Source organism: Streptomyces sp. NPDC004111 (genome assembly GCF_042874215.1).
GTDB lineage: Bacteria > Actinomycetota > Actinomycetes > Streptomycetales > Streptomycetaceae > Streptomyces.
On record NZ_JBIAMU010000028.1, the window covers coordinates 114,462 to 132,306 of the forward strand.

Consider the following 17,845-nt stretch of genomic DNA (forward strand, 5'->3'; position numbering starts at 1 on the left):
CGTGCCGGTCCGGCACGGCCCCGCCCCGGTCCCGGCGGAGCCGTCCGGCCCGCTTCGTCCCGCGCGCCCGGCATGTGATCGGCTGGTGGGTCGCCCCGCCCCGACCACCCCGCCGCAGGCGCGCCCCGCCCCCGGCCCGAAGGGACCAGCAGTGACAGACCAGCCCGACCTGCCGCGCACCGAAGCAGCCCCGCCGAGCGAGACCGCGGCGGTCCCGGACGAGCGAGCAGCGGTCACCGGCAAAAGCTCCGGTTCCGCCGGTGAGCTGGACCGGCTCCGGGCCGAGCTGCGCCATCTGCGGGCCCGTACCCGCACCCACCCGCTCATCGCGCAGGCGCAGGGCATCCTCCAGGAGCGCTACTCGCTGCCGGACGGCGAATCCGCCTTCGCGCTCCTGCAGAGCGCCTCCCAGCAGCACAACATCCGGATGCGGCTGCTGGTGGAGGCGGTCGTCCGCACCTCGGGCCCGGACCCCCGCAGCACCCTGTGGTTCCCCGGCCGGAGACGGCTCGCACCCCCGCCGCTGACCTACGAGGCGGCGAAGGACGTCCACTCCGGCAACGGGGAGAGACCCGGCCAGGGCGCCGTGCTGCGCTCCGTGCTGAGCCAGACCCTCGCGGTCCTCGACACCGACATGGGCAACGTGCAGCTGCCCGACCGGGTGCGCGGCGGGCTGCGCCTGGAGCACCACACCGGGCTGTCCGAGGACTTCGTGGACTTCTTCGCGCACGTCGGTGAGGACGGCACCTCCTGTGCCAAGGCCGCCCGGGACGTCGCCCAGGTGACGATCAACGACGTCGAGTCCGCCCCGGTGTTCGACGAGCCGTCGCGCCGGGCGATCCTCGACGCGGGCAGCCTGGCCTCCCACAGCGCTCCCCTGGTGACGCCGAACGGGATCTGTGTGGGTATGGTCTCCGCCCACCTCGACCACCGGGTCGACGGTTTCTCCGCACCCCAGCGGCAGGCCATGGCGGAGCTGGGCGCCCAGGCCGGCCGGTGGCTCGCCTGGTACAACCACACCGTCCTCATGGACGCCCTGGAGTCGCTGCACTCCCTGGGGCTGCGCCACCGCGGCACCCGTTCCCGCCGCCGCTGACCGCCCCGCAACCGCAAGCACAAGCACAAGCACCGCACGGCCGGTACGCACACGACCCCTGCGCACACGAAAGGGCGGGCCGGGGAAGAAGTTCCCCGGCCCGCCCTCACACCCGGGCCACGCGCGTCACGTCCGGTGCGCACGGGCCACGCGCGTCACGTCGTGCGGCGCCGCCGCGATCCCGGCCGGCGCTCGCTCGGCCTGGCCACGTGCTCGCCCGCCTCGATCGCCGCCGCCCGGCGGGCCGCGCCGAACTCGGCGAGCGCCTCCGCCAGCCGGTGCACGGAGGGCTCCGGCGACAGCACGTCGACCCGCAGCCCGTGCTCCTCGGCGGTCTTCGCCGTCGCGGGGCCGATACAGGCGATGACGGTCACGTTGTGCGGCTTGCCGGCGATGCCCACCAGGTTGCGCACCGTGCTGGAGGAGGTGAAGAGCACCGCGTCGAAGCCGCCGCCCTTGATCGCCTCCCGGGTGTCGGCCGGCGGCGGCGAGGCGCGCACGGTCCGGTAGGCGGTGACGTCGTCGACCTCCCAGCCCAGCTCGATGAGGCCCGCGACCAGGGTCTCGGTCGCGATGTCGGCCCGCGGCAGGAAGACGCGGTCGATCGGGTCGAAGACCGGGTCGTACGGCGGCCAGTCCTCCAGCAGACCGGCCGCCGACTGCTCGCCGCTGGGCACCAGGTCCGGCTTCACACCGAACTCGACCAGCGAGGCGGCGGTCTGCTCGCCGACCGCGGCGACCTTGATCCCGGCGAAGGCGCGCGCGTCGAGCCCGTACTCCTCGAACTTCTCCCGCACCGCCTTGACCGCGTTGACGGAGGTGAACGCGATCCACTCGTAGCGCCCGGTGACCAGGCCCTTGACCGCCCGCTCCATCTGCTGCGGGGTGCGCGGCGGTTCGACGGCGATGGTCGGCACCTCGTGGGGCACCGCGCCGTACGAGCGCAGCTGGTCGGAGAGCGAGGCCGCCTGCTCCTTCGTACGCGGTACGAGGACGCGCCACCCGAAGAGCGGCTTCGACTCGAACCACGACAGCTGGTCGCGGCGGTCGGCGGCACCGCGCTCACCGACCACGGCTATGACGGGCTGGTGGCCCTCCGGGGAGGGCAGCACCTTGGCCTGCTTGAGGACCTGGGCGACCGTCCCGAGCGTGGCGTTCCAGGTGCGCTGGCGGGTCGTCGTGCCCGCGACGGTGACCGTCATCGGGGTGTCGGGCTTGCGGCCCGCGGAGACCAGTTCGCCGGCGGCGGCGGCCACCGCGTCGAGCGTGGTGGAGACGACGGCGGTCGCGTCGCTCGCGCCGACCTCGCTCCAGCACCGCTCGTCGGCGGTGCGGGCGTCCACGAAGCGCACGTCGGCGCCGGTGGCGTCGCGCAGCGGCACCCCCGCGTAGGCGGGCACGCCGACGGCGGTGGCGACCCCGGGGACGACCTCGAAGGCGACTCCCTCGGCGGCGCAGGCGAGCATCTCCTCGCCCGCGTTCCCGTCCAGGCCGGGGTCGCCGGAGACGGCACGGACGACCCGCTTGCCGCTGCGCGCAGCCTCCATGACAAGATTGACCACGACCTTGGACGACATCGGCGTCCGGATCGCAGCCGCGCCCGCAGTTACTGACGCGTCGTCAACTACCGCGAGCTGAGGCGTGCTTACGCTTGCCTTCGCATGAGCGCGCACGACGTCGAGCACAGCGGGCTCGGCGATCAGTACGTCGGCGCTCGCCAGCGCCTCGACGGCGCGCAGAGTCAGCAGGCCCGGATCACCGGGGCCGGCACCGAGGAAGGTGACGTGCCCGGGTGCAGAGAACACCGAGGACGCCGAGGATGCAGAGGTGGTGGTGGGGCTCAAAGTGCTCGCTCCCCCATAAGACCGGCCGCACCCTTGGCGAGCATCTCCGACGCGAGTTCGCGCCCGAGAGCCTCCGCGGCGTGGTGCGACGTGGGTACGGGACCGGTAGTGGACAGCTGCACCAGTGCGGCACCGTCGGTCGAACCGACGACTCCGCGCAGGCGCATTTCATTGACAATCTGCCCGTCAACCAACAAGTCGGCCAGTGCACCCACAGGTGCGCTGCAACCGGCTTCCAGGGCGGCGAGCAGGGCTCGTTCGGCCGTCACGGCGAACCGCGTGTGCGGGTCGTCGAGCTCGGCGAGAGCGGCGGCGAGGTCGACATTGACCGCCGCGCACTCGACGGCCAGTGCCCCCTGGCCGGGGGCGGGCAGGACGAGGTCGGTGTCGAGGAACTCGGTCACCTCGTCGACCCTGCCGATACGGCGGAGCCCGGCAGCGGCGAGTACCACCGCGTCCAGCTCCCCGTTTCGTACGTATCCGACCCGGGTGTCGATGTTGCCCCGGATCGGCACAGTGGTGATGTCCAGGCCGTGGCTGCGCGCGTAGGCGTTCAGCTGCGCCATCCGGCGCGGCGACCCCGTACCGACCTTGGCGCCCTGCGGGAGCTGCGCGAAGGTCAGGCCGTCGCGGGCCACCAGCACGTCGCGCGGGTCCTCGCGGACCGGCACCGCGGCCAGCGTCAGGTCGTCGGGCTGCGCGGTCGGCAGGTCCTTGAGCGAGTGGACGGCGAAGTCCACCTCGCCCCGCAGCAGCGCGTCGCGCAGCGCGGTCACGAAGACACCCGTGCCGCCGATCTGCGCGAGCTGCTCCTTCGACACGTCCCCGTACGTGGTGATCTCCACCAACTCGACCTCGCGGCCGGTCAGTTCGCGCACCGCGTCGGCGACGTGTCCGGACTGGGCCATGGCGAGCTTGCTGCGCCGAGTCCCCAGCTTCAAGGCCGATCCGGCCTTAGCGGCATCAGTCATGCCCGCCCTCTCTTCGCGCTCTCGGCACCGGTGGTGTCGTTGAGGTCTTCCTTGGTGCCGTCCGACGGAGCACCGGCCGGGCCGCCCGCGGGGCGGTCCGCCCGGCTCACGGCCGCGACCGTCTGCGGGTCGAGGTCGAACAGCTCGCGCAGCGCGTCCGCGTACCCGGCGCCGCCGGGCTCACTGGCGAGCTGCTTGACCCGTACGGTCGGCGCGTGCAGGAGCTTGTCCACCACGCGGCGTACGGTCTGGGTGATCTCCGCCCGCTGCTTCTCGTCGAGACCGGGCAGCCGGCCCTCCAGCCGGGCCACTTCGTTGGTGACCACGTCGGCGGCCATGCTGCGCAGCGCGACGACGGTCGGGGTGATCTGCGCGGCCCGCTGGGCGGCGCCGAAGGCGGCCACCTCGTCCGCGACGATTCCGCGCACCTGGTCCACGTCCGCCGCCATGGGCGCATCGGCCGAGGCGTCCGCCAGCGACTCGATGTCCACCAGGCGCACGCCGTCGAGCCGGTGCGCGGCACCGTCGATGTCGCGCGGCATCGCGAGGTCGAGCAGGGCCAGGCGCACGTCGCCGCCGCTCGCCCCGGCCGGCTTGGGGGTCCGTACGGACTTCGCGGCCAGCTCGCCGTTGTCGGCCCAGGCGCCGTGCAGCTCCAGGGAACCGGCGTCGGCCTCGGTGCGCATCTGCGGTACGTGGCCGGGCTCGGGCTCCGGGCGGGTGTCGGCACTCACGCCGAGCGCGGCGGCCACGTCCTCCACGGTCAGCACCAGGCCGGTGGCACCGGTGCAGGAGATCGCGACGTCGACTCGTGTCAGCTCGTGGGCCACCTCGTCCATGGGCACGGCGCGTGCGCTGCCCCCGGACTGGTTGAGGATCCCGGCGAGCCGCTCGGCCCGCTCGGCGGTCCGGTTGGCGACGACGACCTCGGCGACCCCGACGCGCACCAGCGTGGCGGCGGCCAGCGAGGACATCGAGCCCGCGCCGATCACCAGCGCCCGCTTCCCGGCGGCCCATGCGTCGACCGGCGCGCCGGCGGCGAGCTGTTCGAGGCCGAAGGTGACCAGCGACTGACCGGCCCGGTCGATGCCGGTCTCGGAGTGGGCCCGCTTGCCGACCCGCAGCGCCTGCTGGAAGAGGTCGTTGATCAGGCGGCCCGCGGTGTGCAGTTCCTGCCCGAGGGCAAGCGCGTCCTTGATCTGCCCGAGGATCTGCCCCTCGCCGACCACCATCGAGTCCAGCCCGCACGCCACCGAGAAGAGGTGGTGGACGGCCCGGTCCTCGTAGTGCACGTAGAGATAGGGGGTGAGCTCCTCCAGTCCCACCCCGCTGTGCTGGGCGAGGAGGGTGGACAGCTCGGCGACGCCCGCGTGGAACTTCTCCACGTCGGCGTACAGCTCGATGCGGTTGCAGGTGGCGAGCACCGTCGCTTCCGCGGCGGGCTCGGAGGCGAGGGTGTCCTGGAGCAGCTTCGCCTTCGCGTCACCGGCGAGCGAGGCACGCTCCAGCACGCTGACGGGGGCACTGCGGTGGCTCAGCCCGACGACCAACAGACTCATGCCGGCATCACGGCGGGCACGTCCCCGTCGGGTCCCTTCCGGTTGTTCGTGGCGCCGTCGGCGCCGCGCCGGGCGGCGGGCGGCAGCACGGCGCCGGCCGCGGCCTCGGCGGCGGCCTCCTCGCCTGCCTTGCGCTGCTCGTGGAAGGCGAGGATCTGCAGCTCGATGGAGAGGTCGACCTTGCGCACGTCGACGCCCTCGGGGACCTGGAGGACGGTCGGCGCGAAGTTAAGGATGGAGGTGACACCGGCGGCGATCAGACGCTCGCTGACCTGCTGCGCGGCGCCCGCCGGGGTCGCGATGACCCCGATGGACACGCCGTTCTCGGCGATGATCTTCTCCAGCTCGTCCGTGTGCTGGACCGGGATCCCGGCGACCGGCCTGCCCGCCATCGCGGGGTCGGCGTCGATCAGCGCGGCCACCCGGAAACCACGGGAGGCGAACCCTCCGTAATTGGCCAGTGCCGCACCGAGGTTACCGATGCCGACGATGACGACCGGCCAGTCCTGGGTGAGGCCCAGCTCGCGGGAGATCTGGTAGACGAGGTACTCGACGTCGTAGCCGACGCCCCGGGTGCCGTAGGACCCGAGGTACGAGAAGTCCTTCCGCAGCTTGGCGGAGTTGACTCCGGCAGCCGCGGCCAGCTCCTCCGAGGAAACGGTCGGTACGGACCGCTCGGAGAGCGCGGTGAGGGCGCGCAGATACAGCGGAAGTCGGGCGACGGTGGCCTCGGGAATGCCTCGGCTACGGGTCGCCGGTCGGTGATTTCGGCCAGTTGCCACGGTGCTCCTGCGGGATGAGCGGGGCTGCAGGCGGCCGTAAGTCCCAAGACCGCCCCGTCGGATGCAGGCTATGTCTTTGTGAACGCGTGCACAAAGATTGTGCCCGTTTTGTCCCACCAAAGTGACCGGGGTCACGCACTTCGCACCCCACTACCGGGAACCATCCAGCCCTCTCCCCCGTAGCGGACATCACCCTACTTATCCCCCCAGCTCACGCCTCAGCCGCCCGGCGTCGACCTTCCAGAACGTGAACTGCTCCCCGTCCACCAGCACGACCGGAATCTGCTCCCAGTACTCCCGGTGCAACTCCGCATCCACGGAGATGTCCCTCTTCTCCCAGGGCACCCCCAGCTCCCCGCACACCTCGTCGACGACCTTCTGTGCGTCATCGCACAGGTGACATCCGGGCTTCCCGATCAGCGTCACCAGCCGATCGCCCGCCGCCACCGCCGCCGCCTTCTTCTTCCGCCACAGAGCGCTCATCCCCCCATCATGGCCGCACCCCGCCGGTTCTCCGCCCGGCCCTTCGCCGACTCCGTAACAACCCGGACGCGGAGAGTTCACACCCCCGCATCCCTCCGGCTCGGGAAGTTCCGAACAGAATGGCTATGCTCACGACATGGCCGCACTGGGATGGCTCACCCCCCGTAGGCGCTCCGCGACCGCACGGAGCGTGCTGGCGGGCGAGGCTGCAGCCGAAGCAGCACGCAAGTCGTCACAGGAGCTCGAAGAGCTGGAGGCGGCCCGCGCCGCCGAGCCCGACTCCCCGGACGAGACCGCACCCGCCGAGCCCGAGTTCCCGGTCCCCGGCGACACCAAGGCCGCCGCCTTCTTCGACCTCGACAACACCGTCATGCAGGGCGCCGCGATCTTCCACTTCGGCCGCGGGCTCTACAAGCGGAAGTTCTTCGAGCGCCAGGAACTGTTCCGCTTCGCCTGGCAGCAGGCCTGGTTCCGGCTGGCCGGCGTCGAGGACCCCGAGCACATGCAGGACGCCCGCGACAGCGCCCTGTCCATCGTCAAGGGCCACAAGGTCTCCGAGCTGATGACCATCGGCGAGGAGATCTACGACGAGTACATGGCCGAGCGCATCTGGCCCGGCACCCGCGCCCTCGCCCAGGCCCACCTGGACGCGGGCCAGAAGGTCTGGCTGGTCACCGCCGCCCCGATCGAGACCGCCACGATCATCGCCCGCCGCCTCGGCCTCACCGGCGCGCTGGGCACGGTCGCCGAGTCCCACGACGGCGTCTACACCGGCCGCTTGGTCGGCGAACCCCTGCACGGCCCCGCGAAGGCCGAGGCCGTCCGCGCCCTGGCCGCGGCCGAGGGCCTCGACCTCACCCGCTGCGCCGCCTACAGCGACAGCCACAACGACATCCCGATGCTCTCGCTCGTCGGCCACCCGTACGCGATCAACCCGGACGCCAAGCTCCGCAAGCACGCCCGCGAGCGCGACTGGCGGCTGCGCGACTACCGCACCGGCCGCAAGGCCGCCAAGGTCGGCATCCCGGCCGCGGCCGGCGTCGGCGCCCTCGCGGGCGGCACCGCGGCCGCCCTCGCGCTGCACCGCCGCCGCCGCTGACCGCGGTCACGGAAATTCCGCTTCCGTACGAACCAAAGACGAACCGAACCCGACCACCGGCGCACCGGATACGAAACGGGGCCGGGCGCACCCCGCTCCACGGGGCGCGCCCGGCCCCACGGCGTGGAGCAGCCAATCCACAGGGCTTACCCGCCCCCCTCCCCGGCCAGTCCTGTTCCGCGCACTCGGCCACAACTCATCGGGCAAGCAGACAGATCACGAACCCATTCGGTCAACATCTGGTCACTAACAGCTACTTGATACGCCCTCTAGGCGTAACAGAAGAGACGGAAACGATGATTTGAGCAACTGGGTGTAGTGCTGCCTGTACGAAGCGTTATTCTCCTCAGACGCATTCCGGAACCCATTCACCAGCACCACGAGTGACCAGTCCGGTACTGCACGTGATGGAAGCTCTGCCTCTGGGAGTCCCGTGTACCCACACGTCGGGGTTGACGCCTCGGGCCTGGCTACGCTGCGCGCAACGGTCATCGACCGGCTGCGCGGCTTCGTCCCCACCGCGTACGCCGTCCCCGCCTTTGCCACCCCTGTAACTGTCGGCCCTTGCTACGCCCTTGCCGACGGCGGTGCCGCCGTCGGCAGACGTAGCCGTGGCGCCGCCAGCTCGGGCACCGGCACGTCCACCGTCCGTCGGCCCACCGCCGACAGCGACAGCGCGCGCATGATGGACCTCGTCGAGCGCGCCCAAGGCGGCGAGGCCGAGGCCTTCGGCCGCCTCTACGACCAGTACAGCGACACGGTCTACCGCTACATCTACTACCGCGTCGGCGGAAAGGCGACGGCAGAAGACCTGACCAGCGAGACGTTCCTGCGCGCCCTGCGGAGGATCTCCACCTTCACCTGGCAGGGCCGTGACTTCGGCGCCTGGCTGGTCACGATCGCCCGGAACCTGGTCGCGGACCACTTCAAGTCGAGCAGGTTCAGGCTCGAAGTGACCACCGGCGAAATGCTCGACGCCAACGAGGTCGAGCGCAGCCCCGAGGACTCCGTCCTGGAGTCCCTCTCCAACGCGGCTCTCCTCGAAGCCGTGCGCAAGCTGAATCCGCAGCAGCAGGAGTGCGTGACACTGCGCTTCCTGCAAGGGCTCTCGGTCGCCGAGACCGCCCGCGTCATGGGCAAGAACGAGGGTGCGATCAAGACCCTCCAGTACCGGGCCGTGCGCACGCTGGCCCGCCTGCTGCCCGACGACGCCCGGTGACCCCCGCCCGGCGACCGACGCCGGGCCCGCACAGCGGACCCCGGGCTTCCGCAACTGACGCCAGGTGACTGTTCGATCACCGGCTGTCGAAGACAGAATTCTTCGGCAGTCGGATCATCTTTCGTCCGTAACCCAAGTGCCCGGCGGCTCGTTGTGCGGAATGCAGGCTCCCTGCGGTCGCGCCATGCCCGCAGCCACTCACTCCATCGCGTGAATGTGCTCATGGCGTGCAACCTTCCGGACCACCCGGGGAGTCGATCGTCATGACGAGAGGAGGTGCCGCCAGTGATCGCGAACGTATCGGCGCACCGGCGGGCCAACGCCTTCGCCCAGGCCCTGGAGGATCAGGAACTCCGGGACACGGCGGCCGAACAGCCCGAAGGTACGGCCGGAGCAGCCGAAAGGCCTGCCGACCAGGGGACTCTGCTGTCCCTGGCCGCGGGTCTGGGCGGCCTGCCCGCACCGGAGATGGACCCCGAGGTCAAAGTGGTGCAACGAGCACAGCTCGTCGCCGCCATGGAGGCCATGATGCTGGAAGGCACCGCGGGAGCCCCTTCGGGCCCCCAGGTGCCCGAGCAGCGGACCGGACGGGGAGCCCACCGGGCCTCCGCGCTCCGGAAGCTGCGCCCCCGTTCCCGCTGGTCCAAGGGACTCGCGGCAGGCGGACTCACCGTCGGTGTGGCGGCCGGAGCCTTCGGCGGCGTCGCCGCCGCCAGCTCCAACGCCCTCCCCGGTGACTCGCTGTACGGGCTCAAGCGCGGCATGGAGGATCTGAAACTCACCATGGCGGGCGACGAGTCCGACCGGGGCCAGATCTACCTCGACCAGGCGTCCACCAGACTCCAGGAGGCCAGACGCCTCATGGAACGGGGCAAGGCCGCCGACCTCGACCACGAGCAACTGGGCGAAGTACGGCGCACGTTGAACGGGATGAAGCACGACGCCAGCGAGGGCCACCGGCTCCTCTACGAGGCGTACGAGAGAGACGGCAACATCGGCCCCATCCAGGCGCTGACGGCCTTCTCCAAGTCCCACCGCGACAGTTGGAGCAGTCTGCGCAGCCTGCTGCCCGCCCAGCTGGGCGACGTCGGCTCGCAGGTGAGCTCGGTCTTCGACGCCATAGACGAAGAAGTCGGCCCGCTCCAGTCGCTGCTGCCCAAGGCACCGCAGACCGACCAGAAGCCGACCGCCCCGGGCACCCACAAGGACCGCCCCGGCACCCCGCACCAGAACCCCGGCACGCGGCCCGCCGCTCCCGGTGCCACCCCCGGCTCGCCGCACCAGGGCAAGCCGGGCACCCCGCCGCCCACCTCGTCGGACGGCAAGCCGTCGTCCGGCCTCATCGGCGGCGCCGGGGACCTGCTGGACCCGCCGCCCGCCCACAACAAGCCGGCCACGCCCACCCCGGACAAGCCCGCCCGACCGGCCGTCCCCGACGTCACGATCCCGCCCATCCTCCCGGACGTACTCCCGGGCCTGGGCATCGACAGCGAGGACACCAAGGGGTAGCGCACAGCGACACCACGCCAACGGCGGCCGGCCGAGCCCAGGCTCACCACCACACCGGCCGCCGCTGCATGCCCGGAGCCGGTGCGTGCCCGGCACGGGTACGGGTCAGACGAACCGGGTCAGAAGAACCGGGTCAGAAGAACACCGACCGCCTCTGCACCAGCAACTTGTACAGCGTGTGCTGGATCTGTTCGCGGACCTGGTCCGTCAGGTTGAACATCAGCATCGGGTCCTCGGCCGCCTCCGCCGAGTACCCCGCGGTCTCGATCGGCTCGCCGAACTGGATCGTCCACTTCGTCGGCAGCGGCACCGCCCCCAGCGGCCCCAGCCACGGGAACGTCGGTGTGATCGGGAAGTACGGGAAGCCGAGCACCCGGGCGAGGGTCTTGGAGTTCCCGATCATCGGGTAGATCTCCTCGGCGCCCACGATCGAGCACGGCACGATCGGCGCGCCCGCCCGCATCGCCGTCGACACGAAGCCGCCCCGCCCGAAGCGCTGGAGCTTGTACCGCTCGCTGAACGGCTTCCCGATCCCCTTGAACCCCTCGGGCATCACCCCCACCAGCTCACCCCGCTCCAGCAGCGCCTGCGCGTCCTCCGCGCACGCCAGGGTGTGCCCGGCCTTGCGGGCCAGCTCGTTCACCACCGGCAGCACGAAGACCAGGTCCGCGGCGAGCAGCCGCAGGTGCCGTCCCGCCGGGTGCTCGTCGTGCACCGCGGCCTGGAGCATCAGCCCGTCCAGCGGCAGCGTCCCGGAATGGTTGGCGACGATCAGCGCCCCGCCCTCGGCCGGGACGTTCTCGATGCCCTTCACCTCGACCCGGAAGTACTTCTCGTAGAACGGCCGGATCATCGACATCAGGACCTGGTCGGTGAGCTCGTGGTCGTACCCGAACTCGTCGACCTCGTAGTCCCCGGTGATCCGCCGCCGCAGGAAGGCGAGCCCGCCCGCGATCCGCCGGTCCCAGCCGCCGCCCCGCTCCGCCCGCTCCTCGCCCGCGTCGGGGGCCGCCACCGGCGCCTCGGGGGACGTTCCCTGCTGTTCCGGTACGGGAGCCAGCGCGGCGCCCCCGGAGCCGCCCTTGCGGCCGCCGGGGCTCCGCTTGCCCGGCCGCGCGGCCCCCGCCCCCCGCCGCGACCGCGGCTCGTCACCGAAGGGAATGACCTTGGCGTCGGCCATGTCAGCTGCGCTCCTTGGATTCGACGGGTGCCGAGGGGTCGGCGGCGGGGGCGGACCCGGCGGGTCCGGCGGGTTCGTGGCGTACCAGGCCGGCCGCGGCGGACACCCGCTCCGCCGCCCGGTCCACGGTACGGGCGAGCCGCTCCGGCGGCAGCAGCCCGCTCCCCCGGCTGCGGGCGAAGTCCGCGAAGGCTTCCGCCGTCGTGTACTTGGGGTCGAATCCCAGGGTCTCGCGCATCTGCGAGGTCCGCACCACCCTGCCGTGCGTCAGCAGCCGGATCTGCTCGGGCGAGAAGTCGCTCATCCCGATCGTCCGCAGCGCGGAGCCCACCCACCGCACGGCGGGCAGCAGGAACGGCACGGTCGGCCGCCCCAGCCTGCGCGCGCACTGCGACAGCAGCAGCACGCCGTCACCGGCGATGTTGAACGTGCCGCTGTTGAGCGTCCCCCGGCGCGGGTCGTGGGCGGCGATCCTGAGCACCTCCACCACGTCGTCCTCGTGCACGAACTGGAGCCTGGGGTCGTACCCCAGCACCGTCGGCAGCGCGGGCAGCGAGAAGTAGTCGGCGAGCGGGGAGTCCGCGCGCGGCCCCAGGATGTTCGCGAACCGCAGGACGCACACCGCCACGTCCGGCCGCCGTCTGGCGAAGCCGCGGACGTACCCCTCGACCTCGACGGCGTCCTTGGCGAAGCCGCCGCTGGGCAGCGACTTCGGCGGGGTCGACTCGGTGAACACGGCCGGGTCGCGCGGCGCCGAGCCGTACACGCTCGTACTGGACTTCACGACCAGGCGCTGCACGGTCGGCGACTTCTGGCACGCGCCGAGCAGCTGCATGGTGCCGATGACGTTGGTCTCCTTGACCGTGCTCCGGCCGCCGCCACCGCCCAGCGGGGTGCCGGTCACGTCCATGTGCACGACGGTGTCGACCCCGTACTCGGCGAGCACCCGGGCGATGGCGGGCTGCCTGATGTCCGCCCTGACGAAGTCGGCGCCGCCCAGATGGTGCTCGGGAGGCACCGCGTCGACCCCGATCACCCGGTCCACCTCGGGGTCCCGCTGCACGCGCCGCACGAAGCGGCCCCCCAGCTGCCGGGCCACACCTGTGACGAGCACGACCTTGCCCAAGATCAGCGCCTTCCCTCGAATGCCCCCAGGGTTTCCCGGTCGCCCCGGGTCCCCCTTCGGTGGCCACCGTAACGCCTGCGTGTTGCGCTGTGATGACCGAGCGGCACCGGAAGTGGCATCGAGGGGTCCGGTACCGGCCACACCCGCCCACCGGCCGCTCAGGGGCGCGCCGGGGGCGTCCGGGACACCTGGAACGCGTGGAGGTGCCCCCAACGCGTGGAGGCCCTCCCGCCATCACTGGCGGGAGGGCCTCCAAGTACTGCGTCAGCTGTCGCTTACTTCTTGTTGCGACGCTGAACGCGAGTGCGCTTCAGCAGCTTGCGGTGCTTCTTCTTGGCCATCCGCTTGCGCCGCTTCTTGATAACAGAGCCCACGACTACCCTCGCTCACTTCTTCTCACTGGTGCGGGGCGTCTGGGCCCACACGACCTACAAGGGCCTAGCCTACCCGCCACCCGGTGAGTGGCGTAATCCGAGGGGAACCTAGGCCGTCTCCACCCCCACGAAGGACTCACGGAGGTACTCGTGAACCGCTTGCTCCGGGACCCGGAAGGACCTGCCCACCCTGATCGCCGGCAGATGACCGCTGTGCACCAACCGGTACACGGTCATCTTCGACACTCGCATCACCGAGGCGACTTCCGCCACGGTCAGAAACTTGACCTCGTTGAGAGGCCTCTCGCCTGAAGCAGTCATGACCCACCTGTACCTTCCGCACATGACGCGCACCGGCTTCCCCTTCCGGTGACTCTTCGTCGCTGTGCGCTCACTCCCCAGACTAGGGGCGGGTGATGCGAGTGGGGAAGAGGAGATGCGATCGGCCCGCTACCGTGACAGACACGCTCGATTGAGTACATAGCGAGTAAGCGGTCGGTAGTAATCAGACCGCACAGCGTCATCAAGTGGAACGGCCACGGACACCCGCCCCTCGACCTCTCCGACGAACAGCGCGGGGTCGTCCACATCCGCCAGCCCAATCGCCTCAAACCCGAGCTGACCTGCACCGCAGACCCATCCGTGATCTCCCACGACCAGCCCTGGAAGGGGCCCTCCACCCGTCGCGGCGGCCTCCAGAACCACCCGAATCGGGAGGGGAGAATGGGAGTGCACGCCGGTCTCACTCCCAGGACCCCGCGCGCCGGGTTCACGCACCAGCGCGACTCCCCGTACGTAGTCAAGGTTGTACGTACGTACGCCGAACCGGGTCGTTATGTCGACACGATGCCCCTGCGCGGGAGTGAGCACTTCACACCCCGCCGCCGACAGAGCGTCTGCCAACTCGGCGTAGAACCCGACCAATCGGTGCGGATGACCGGTCCCGAAGAGCACCGGCAACCCCCTCCCGGCCGCCTCACCGAGCTTCTGTGCGAAGGCGTCCAGGGCCGCCAGGGTCCGTTCCGGATCGATGGCGTCGGGTCCGCGCCGGTACCCGGGGTCCGGCGAGACCCCGCACCTGGCCGCCATCAATTCAACCAACTCACCCTCCCCCCACACCCCTTGGGGCTCCAGCCCCAGCAGAACCCGCGGGTCGCCCTCCCCGAACAGCCGATAGCTCCGCAGGCTCTCCTCCCGGGGGGTCGCGACCACGCCGGCCAGTTTGGCCGCCAACAAATGCGCCCGCAGCGCGCCGCTACTCAACACCCCTCCATCCTCACCGCCCCCCACCCCCACCCACCCGATTCCCCACCCCCACAACCCCCATGGCGTAACCCCACCCCCTGACGCGGCGGGGCCGCACCCCTAAGCCAGCAGCCCCCTCAGCGGAAACACCGCCCTCCGCACCGCCACCACCGCCTGATCCACCCGATCCGCCGGGTCGTACCCCTCGTCCCACGACCGCCACGCCGGCGTCCGCCCGTCCGTCATCCGCCGCGGCCCCGACTCCCGCGTCCGCGCGTACACCTCATCGCGCCACACCCCCGGGATCATCGACTCCGGCTCAATCGGCCGATGCGCCGCGATCCCCACCAGATGCGTCCACGACCGCGGCACCACATCCACCACCGCGTACCCCCCGCCCCCGAGCGCCAGCCACTTCCCGCCCTCCGCGTACGCGTGCGCGAGGTCGTGGCAGGCCGCCTGCACCGCCCGCTGCGCGTCCAGCGACACCGCGAGGTGCGCCAGCGGATCCTCGAAGTGCGTGTCCGCCCCGTGCTGCGTCACCAGCACCTGGGGCCGGAAGTCGGCCAGCAGCTCCGGCACCACCGCGTGGAAGGCCCGCAGCCACCCCTCGTCCCCGGTCCCGGCCGGCAGCGCCACATTGACCGCACTGCCCTCCCCCGGCCCCTCCGCCCCGGTCTCCTCGGGCCACCCGGTACCGGGGAACAACAGCCGGGGGTGCTCGTGCAGCGAGATCGTCAGTACCCGTGGATCGTCCCAGAAGGCCGCCTGCACCCCGTCCCCGTGGTGCACGTCCACATCCACGTACGCGACCCGCTCCGCGCCCATCTCCAGCAGCCGCGCGATCGCCAGCGACGCGTCGTTGTACACACAGAACCCGGCAGCGCTCCCCGGCATCGCGTGGTGCAGCCCGCCCGCGAAGTTCACCGCGTGCGCCGCGTCCCCCCGCCACAGCGCCTCGGCGGCGCCCACCGACTGCCCGGCGATCAGCGCGGACGCCTCGTGCATCCCCGGGAACGCCGGATCGTCCTCGGTCCCCAGCCCGTACGCCTGGTCCGCGGCGCGCGGATTCAACGACGCAGCCCGTACCGCGGCCACGTAGTCCTCCCGGTGCACCAGCTGGAGCGTGGAGTCCCCGGCGGCCGGGGCCGCCACCACGTCCACCGCCCCGTCGAGCCCGTAGGCCCGCACCAGTCCCATGGTCAGCGCGAGCCTGACCGGATCCATCGGGTGACGATCCCCGAAGTCGTACGCCGTGACGGCGTCATCCCACATCAACAGTGCGCGGCCGCTCATGCCCGCCACGGTATCGGTCGCCCTCCGGCGCGAACGACCGGGCATACACAAGCGTCACCAGCACCATGGCCATCGGCACCAGCATGGCCCCCCGGTAGCTCCAGGCGTCCCCGAGCGCCCCCACCAACGGTGAACCGACCAGGAAACCCACGTAGTTGAAGATGTTCAGCCGGGCCACCGCGACATCGCTGGCCCCCGGGAACATCCGCCCCGCCGCCGCGAAGGTCTGCGGCACGATCACGCACAGCCCGAACCCCAGCAGCGTGAACCCGAGCATCCCGACCCACGCCCCCGGCGCTGCCGCCACCACCGCGAACCCCGCCGCCGCGACCACCGCCCCGGCCCGCACCACCGCGACCGCCCCGAACCGCCGCACCCCGAAGTCCCCGACGGCCCGCCCGATCAGCGTCGTCACCATGTAGACGTTGTACGGAACGGTCGCCAGCGCCTCGCTCGACCCCAGCACGTCCTGAAGGTACTTGGCACTCCAGTTGGAGACCGTGGAGTCCCCGATGTACGCGAAGGACATCACCAGGCACAGCGGCAGCAGCAGCTTGAACGAGAACCCGGCCGCCTTCCGCCCCGCACTCTCCGCCGCCTCCTGGCCGCCCTTGGCGTCGACGTACCAGCGGCTCCCGACGAGGACCGCCGGCAGCAGCAGGCACACCGCGGGCAGATACGTGACCAGCAGCGAGAGTTCCCAGTGCGCCCCCGCCCAGGCGAGCGAGGCGCCGGCGATCCCGCCGAGGCTGTACGCCGCGTGGAAGCCGAGCATGATGCTCCGCCCGTACGCCCGCTGGAGGCTGACCCCCAGCATGTTCATGGACGCGTCCAGGAGCCCCACGGACAGCCCGAACGCGCCGAGCGCGAGGGCGACCTGCCACATCTCGCGGCCGAGCCCGACCCCGATCAGCGCGAGCAGGACGACCGGCTGGGACCAGCGCAGCACGACCGCCGCACCGACCCGCTTGGCCAGCGCCTCGGCGACGACACTGCCGACCCCGGCGAGGATGGGCACCGCGGCCAGGAAGATCGGCAGTACCGAGTCGGATATCCCGTACTGGCTCTGGAGGGCCGGAATCCGGGTCACGAGGACGGCGAAGGCCACCCCCTGCGCGAAGAAGCTCAACGCCAATGAGGCCCTGCCGTACCGCAGGCGCGCGTCTGTCATGAGCGCTGAGCGTACGACTCCCGGCTACTCATGGGTAGATGGATCACACACCCAAAATGACCCGTTCCTTGGGCGCCCTCAGACCAACAGCCCCGGAAGTTCGGCCATGTCCGAAAAGTACCCGGTGGCTCCGGTCAGCCGCTCGGCCGGCGTCATCGCGGTGAACCCGAGGACGTCCATCCCGGCGGCGTTCGCGGCCTGGACGCCGAGCGGGCTGTCCTCGACGACGACGCACCGCTCGGGCGCCACTCCCATGTGCTGTGCCGCGTAGAGGAACAGGTCGGGCGCCGGCTTGCCCTTTCCCACGTCCTGGGAGCTGAAGAGCCACTCGTCCTCGAACCACTCGTCGAGCCCGGTCCGCCGGTGCGCGACCCTGATCCGCTCGTGCGTCCCGGAGGAGGCCACACAGTACGGAACCCCGTCGGCGACGAGCTTCCCCAGTACGTCCTCGACCCCGCGCACCGGCTGGAGCTCCCGCTCGAACGCGGCGAAGATCCGCGCGTGCAAGGTCTCCTCGAACTCGGCCGGCAGCTCCTGCCCGCTCCGCTCCCGCACGAGATCGTGCACCCGGTGCACGGCGGCCCCCATGTAGTCCCGCAGGGACTCCTCGTACGTGGTGGGGTGCCCGAGTTCTGTCAGGTACCCGGACAGGATGGTGTTGGAGAGGGGCTCGCTGTCCACGAGCACTCCGTCGTTGTCGAAGATCACCAGGTCGTAGCGCATGATCCGACCATAAACGCAAAAAAGCCGCGGTCCCCGAGTCGAAACGACTCGGGGACCGCGGCTTTATTAAAATTTGTTCGGCGGCGTCCTACTCTCCCACAGGGTCCCCCCTGCAGTACCATCGGCGCGGAAAGGCTTAGCTTCCGGGTTCGGAATGTAACCGGGCGT

Annotated in this window: 17 protein-coding genes and 1 rRNA gene; 4 read left to right on the forward strand and 14 right to left on the reverse strand. The window is 71.2% G+C overall.

Features of this window, described 5'->3' with window-relative positions:
* The first annotated feature begins 151 nt into the window (after nt 1-151).
* On the forward strand, nt 152-1,096 hold the full coding sequence (locus ACFYVL_RS39505; protein ID WP_389253953.1) for an ANTAR domain-containing protein: 945 nt from the start codon (nt 152-154) through the stop codon (nt 1,094-1,096).
* A 155-nt stretch (nt 1,097-1,251) separates the two neighbouring features.
* On the opposite strand, the gene ACFYVL_RS39510 is transcribed toward ACFYVL_RS39505, so the two are convergent.
* The 5 genes from ACFYVL_RS39510 to ACFYVL_RS39530 all read right to left on the reverse strand — a co-directional run bounded on the left by ACFYVL_RS39510 (nt 1,252) and on the right by ACFYVL_RS39530 (nt 6,735).
* Nucleotides 1,252-2,940 (reverse strand): uroporphyrinogen-III synthase, encoded by a 1,689-nt coding sequence (locus ACFYVL_RS39510; RefSeq protein ID WP_389253954.1) that lies wholly within the window; start codon nt 2,938-2,940, stop codon nt 1,252-1,254.
* Nucleotides 2,937-3,911, reverse strand: a complete 975-nt coding sequence (gene hemC / locus ACFYVL_RS39515) for a hydroxymethylbilane synthase (RefSeq protein WP_389253957.1) — start codon at nt 3,909-3,911, stop codon at nt 2,937-2,939. Before hemC ends, ACFYVL_RS39510 begins: the two co-directional genes overlap by 4 nt.
* Nucleotides 3,908-5,470 carry a glutamyl-tRNA reductase gene (locus tag ACFYVL_RS39520; protein WP_389253959.1) on the reverse strand — a complete coding sequence of 521 codons (1,563 nt, stop codon included), beginning with the start codon at nt 5,468-5,470 and terminating at the stop codon, nt 3,908-3,910. The genes hemC and ACFYVL_RS39520 overlap by 4 nt, the downstream gene beginning before the upstream one ends.
* Nucleotides 5,467-6,252, reverse strand: a complete 786-nt coding sequence (locus tag ACFYVL_RS39525) for a redox-sensing transcriptional repressor Rex (RefSeq protein ID WP_389253961.1) — start codon at nt 6,250-6,252, stop codon at nt 5,467-5,469. The genes ACFYVL_RS39520 and ACFYVL_RS39525 overlap by 4 nt, the downstream gene beginning before the upstream one ends.
* A 198-nt stretch (nt 6,253-6,450) precedes the next feature.
* Nucleotides 6,451-6,735, reverse strand: a complete 285-nt coding sequence (locus tag ACFYVL_RS39530; protein ID WP_389253963.1) for a glutaredoxin family protein — start codon at nt 6,733-6,735, stop codon at nt 6,451-6,453.
* A gap of 136 nt (nt 6,736-6,871) precedes the next feature.
* On the opposite strand from ACFYVL_RS39530, the gene ACFYVL_RS39535 reads away from it, so the two are divergent.
* The 3 genes from ACFYVL_RS39535 to ACFYVL_RS39545 all read left to right on the forward strand — a co-directional run bounded on the left by ACFYVL_RS39535 (nt 6,872) and on the right by ACFYVL_RS39545 (nt 10,562).
* Nucleotides 6,872-7,834 (forward strand): HAD family hydrolase, encoded by a 963-nt coding sequence (locus tag ACFYVL_RS39535; RefSeq protein ID WP_389253965.1) that lies wholly within the window; start codon nt 6,872-6,874, stop codon nt 7,832-7,834.
* 433 nt (nt 7,835-8,267) lie between these two features.
* Nucleotides 8,268-9,053 (forward strand): ECF subfamily RNA polymerase sigma factor, BldN family, encoded by a 786-nt coding sequence (locus ACFYVL_RS39540; protein WP_389253967.1) that lies wholly within the window; start codon nt 8,268-8,270, stop codon nt 9,051-9,053.
* A 285-nt stretch (nt 9,054-9,338) separates the two neighbouring features.
* The gene (locus ACFYVL_RS39545; RefSeq protein WP_389253969.1) at nt 9,339-10,562 is read left to right on the forward strand and encodes a DUF5667 domain-containing protein; all 1,224 of its coding nucleotides are present in this window, start codon (nt 9,339-9,341) and stop codon (nt 10,560-10,562) included.
* Between the two features lie 133 nt (nt 10,563-10,695).
* Here the strand turns inward: ACFYVL_RS39545 and ACFYVL_RS39550 are convergent, their stop codons facing one another.
* The 9 genes from ACFYVL_RS39550 to rrf all read right to left on the reverse strand — a co-directional run.
* The gene (locus tag ACFYVL_RS39550; protein WP_389253971.1) at nt 10,696-11,742 is read right to left on the reverse strand and encodes a lysophospholipid acyltransferase family protein; all 1,047 of its coding nucleotides are present in this window, start codon (nt 11,740-11,742) and stop codon (nt 10,696-10,698) included.
* Between the two features lies 1 nt (nt 11,743).
* Nucleotides 11,744-12,868 (reverse strand): NAD-dependent epimerase/dehydratase family protein, encoded by a 1,125-nt coding sequence (locus tag ACFYVL_RS39555; protein WP_389253973.1) that lies wholly within the window; start codon nt 12,866-12,868, stop codon nt 11,744-11,746.
* A gap of 275 nt (nt 12,869-13,143) precedes the next feature.
* Nucleotides 13,144-13,242, reverse strand: a complete 99-nt coding sequence (locus ACFYVL_RS39560) for a 30S ribosomal protein bS22 (RefSeq protein WP_003948845.1) — start codon at nt 13,240-13,242, stop codon at nt 13,144-13,146.
* 108 nt (nt 13,243-13,350) lie between these two features.
* Complete coding sequence (locus tag ACFYVL_RS39565) at nt 13,351-13,563, reverse strand: helix-turn-helix domain-containing protein (RefSeq protein ID WP_185027739.1); 213 nt, start codon at nt 13,561-13,563, stop codon at nt 13,351-13,353.
* A gap of 129 nt (nt 13,564-13,692) precedes the next feature.
* Nucleotides 13,693-14,508, reverse strand: a complete 816-nt coding sequence (locus ACFYVL_RS39570; protein ID WP_389253975.1) for a phosphatase — start codon at nt 14,506-14,508, stop codon at nt 13,693-13,695.
* Between the two features lie 99 nt (nt 14,509-14,607).
* A complete protein-coding gene (locus ACFYVL_RS39575; RefSeq protein WP_389253978.1) occupies nt 14,608-15,783 on the reverse strand; it encodes an acetoin utilization protein AcuC in 1,176 nt (391 codons plus the stop codon).
* Nucleotides 15,752-16,954: an MFS transporter gene (locus ACFYVL_RS39580; RefSeq protein ID WP_389253981.1), complete on the reverse strand. Its 1,203-nt coding sequence runs from the start codon at nt 16,952-16,954 to the stop codon at nt 15,752-15,754. Before ACFYVL_RS39580 ends, ACFYVL_RS39575 begins: the two co-directional genes overlap by 32 nt.
* Before the next feature lie 78 nt (nt 16,955-17,032).
* The gene (locus ACFYVL_RS39585; protein WP_389253983.1) at nt 17,033-17,677 is read right to left on the reverse strand and encodes an HAD family hydrolase; all 645 of its coding nucleotides are present in this window, start codon (nt 17,675-17,677) and stop codon (nt 17,033-17,035) included.
* Nucleotides 17,678-17,752: 75 nt separating this feature from the next.
* Nucleotides 17,753-17,845, reverse strand: a 5S ribosomal RNA gene (gene rrf, locus ACFYVL_RS39590); the annotation flags it as partial.

Coding starts and splice junctions, on each gene's coding strand:
- hemC (WP_389253957.1), bottom strand. CDS start 3,911: ATGACTGATGCCGCTAAGGCCGGATCGGCCTTGAAGCTGGGGACTCGG.
- ACFYVL_RS39520 (WP_389253959.1), bottom strand. CDS start 5,470: ATGAGTCTGTTGGTCGTCGGGCTGAGCCACCGCAGTGCCCCCGTCAGC.
- ACFYVL_RS39530 (WP_389253963.1), bottom strand. CDS start 6,735: ATGAGCGCTCTGTGGCGGAAGAAGAAGGCGGCGGCGGTGGCGGCGGGC.
- ACFYVL_RS39535 (WP_389253965.1), top strand. CDS start 6,872: ATGGCCGCACTGGGATGGCTCACCCCCCGTAGGCGCTCCGCGACCGCA.
- ACFYVL_RS39550 (WP_389253971.1), bottom strand. CDS start 11,742: ATGGCCGACGCCAAGGTCATTCCCTTCGGTGACGAGCCGCGGTCGCGG.
- ACFYVL_RS39565 (WP_185027739.1), bottom strand. CDS start 13,563: ATGACTGCTTCAGGCGAGAGGCCTCTCAACGAGGTCAAGTTTCTGACC.
- ACFYVL_RS39575 (WP_389253978.1), bottom strand. CDS start 15,783: ATGAGCGGCCGCGCACTGTTGATGTGGGATGACGCCGTCACGGCGTAC.
- ACFYVL_RS39580 (WP_389253981.1), bottom strand. CDS start 16,954: ATGACAGACGCGCGCCTGCGGTACGGCAGGGCCTCATTGGCGTTGAGC.
- ACFYVL_RS39585 (WP_389253983.1), bottom strand. CDS start 17,677: ATGCGCTACGACCTGGTGATCTTCGACAACGACGGAGTGCTCGTGGAC.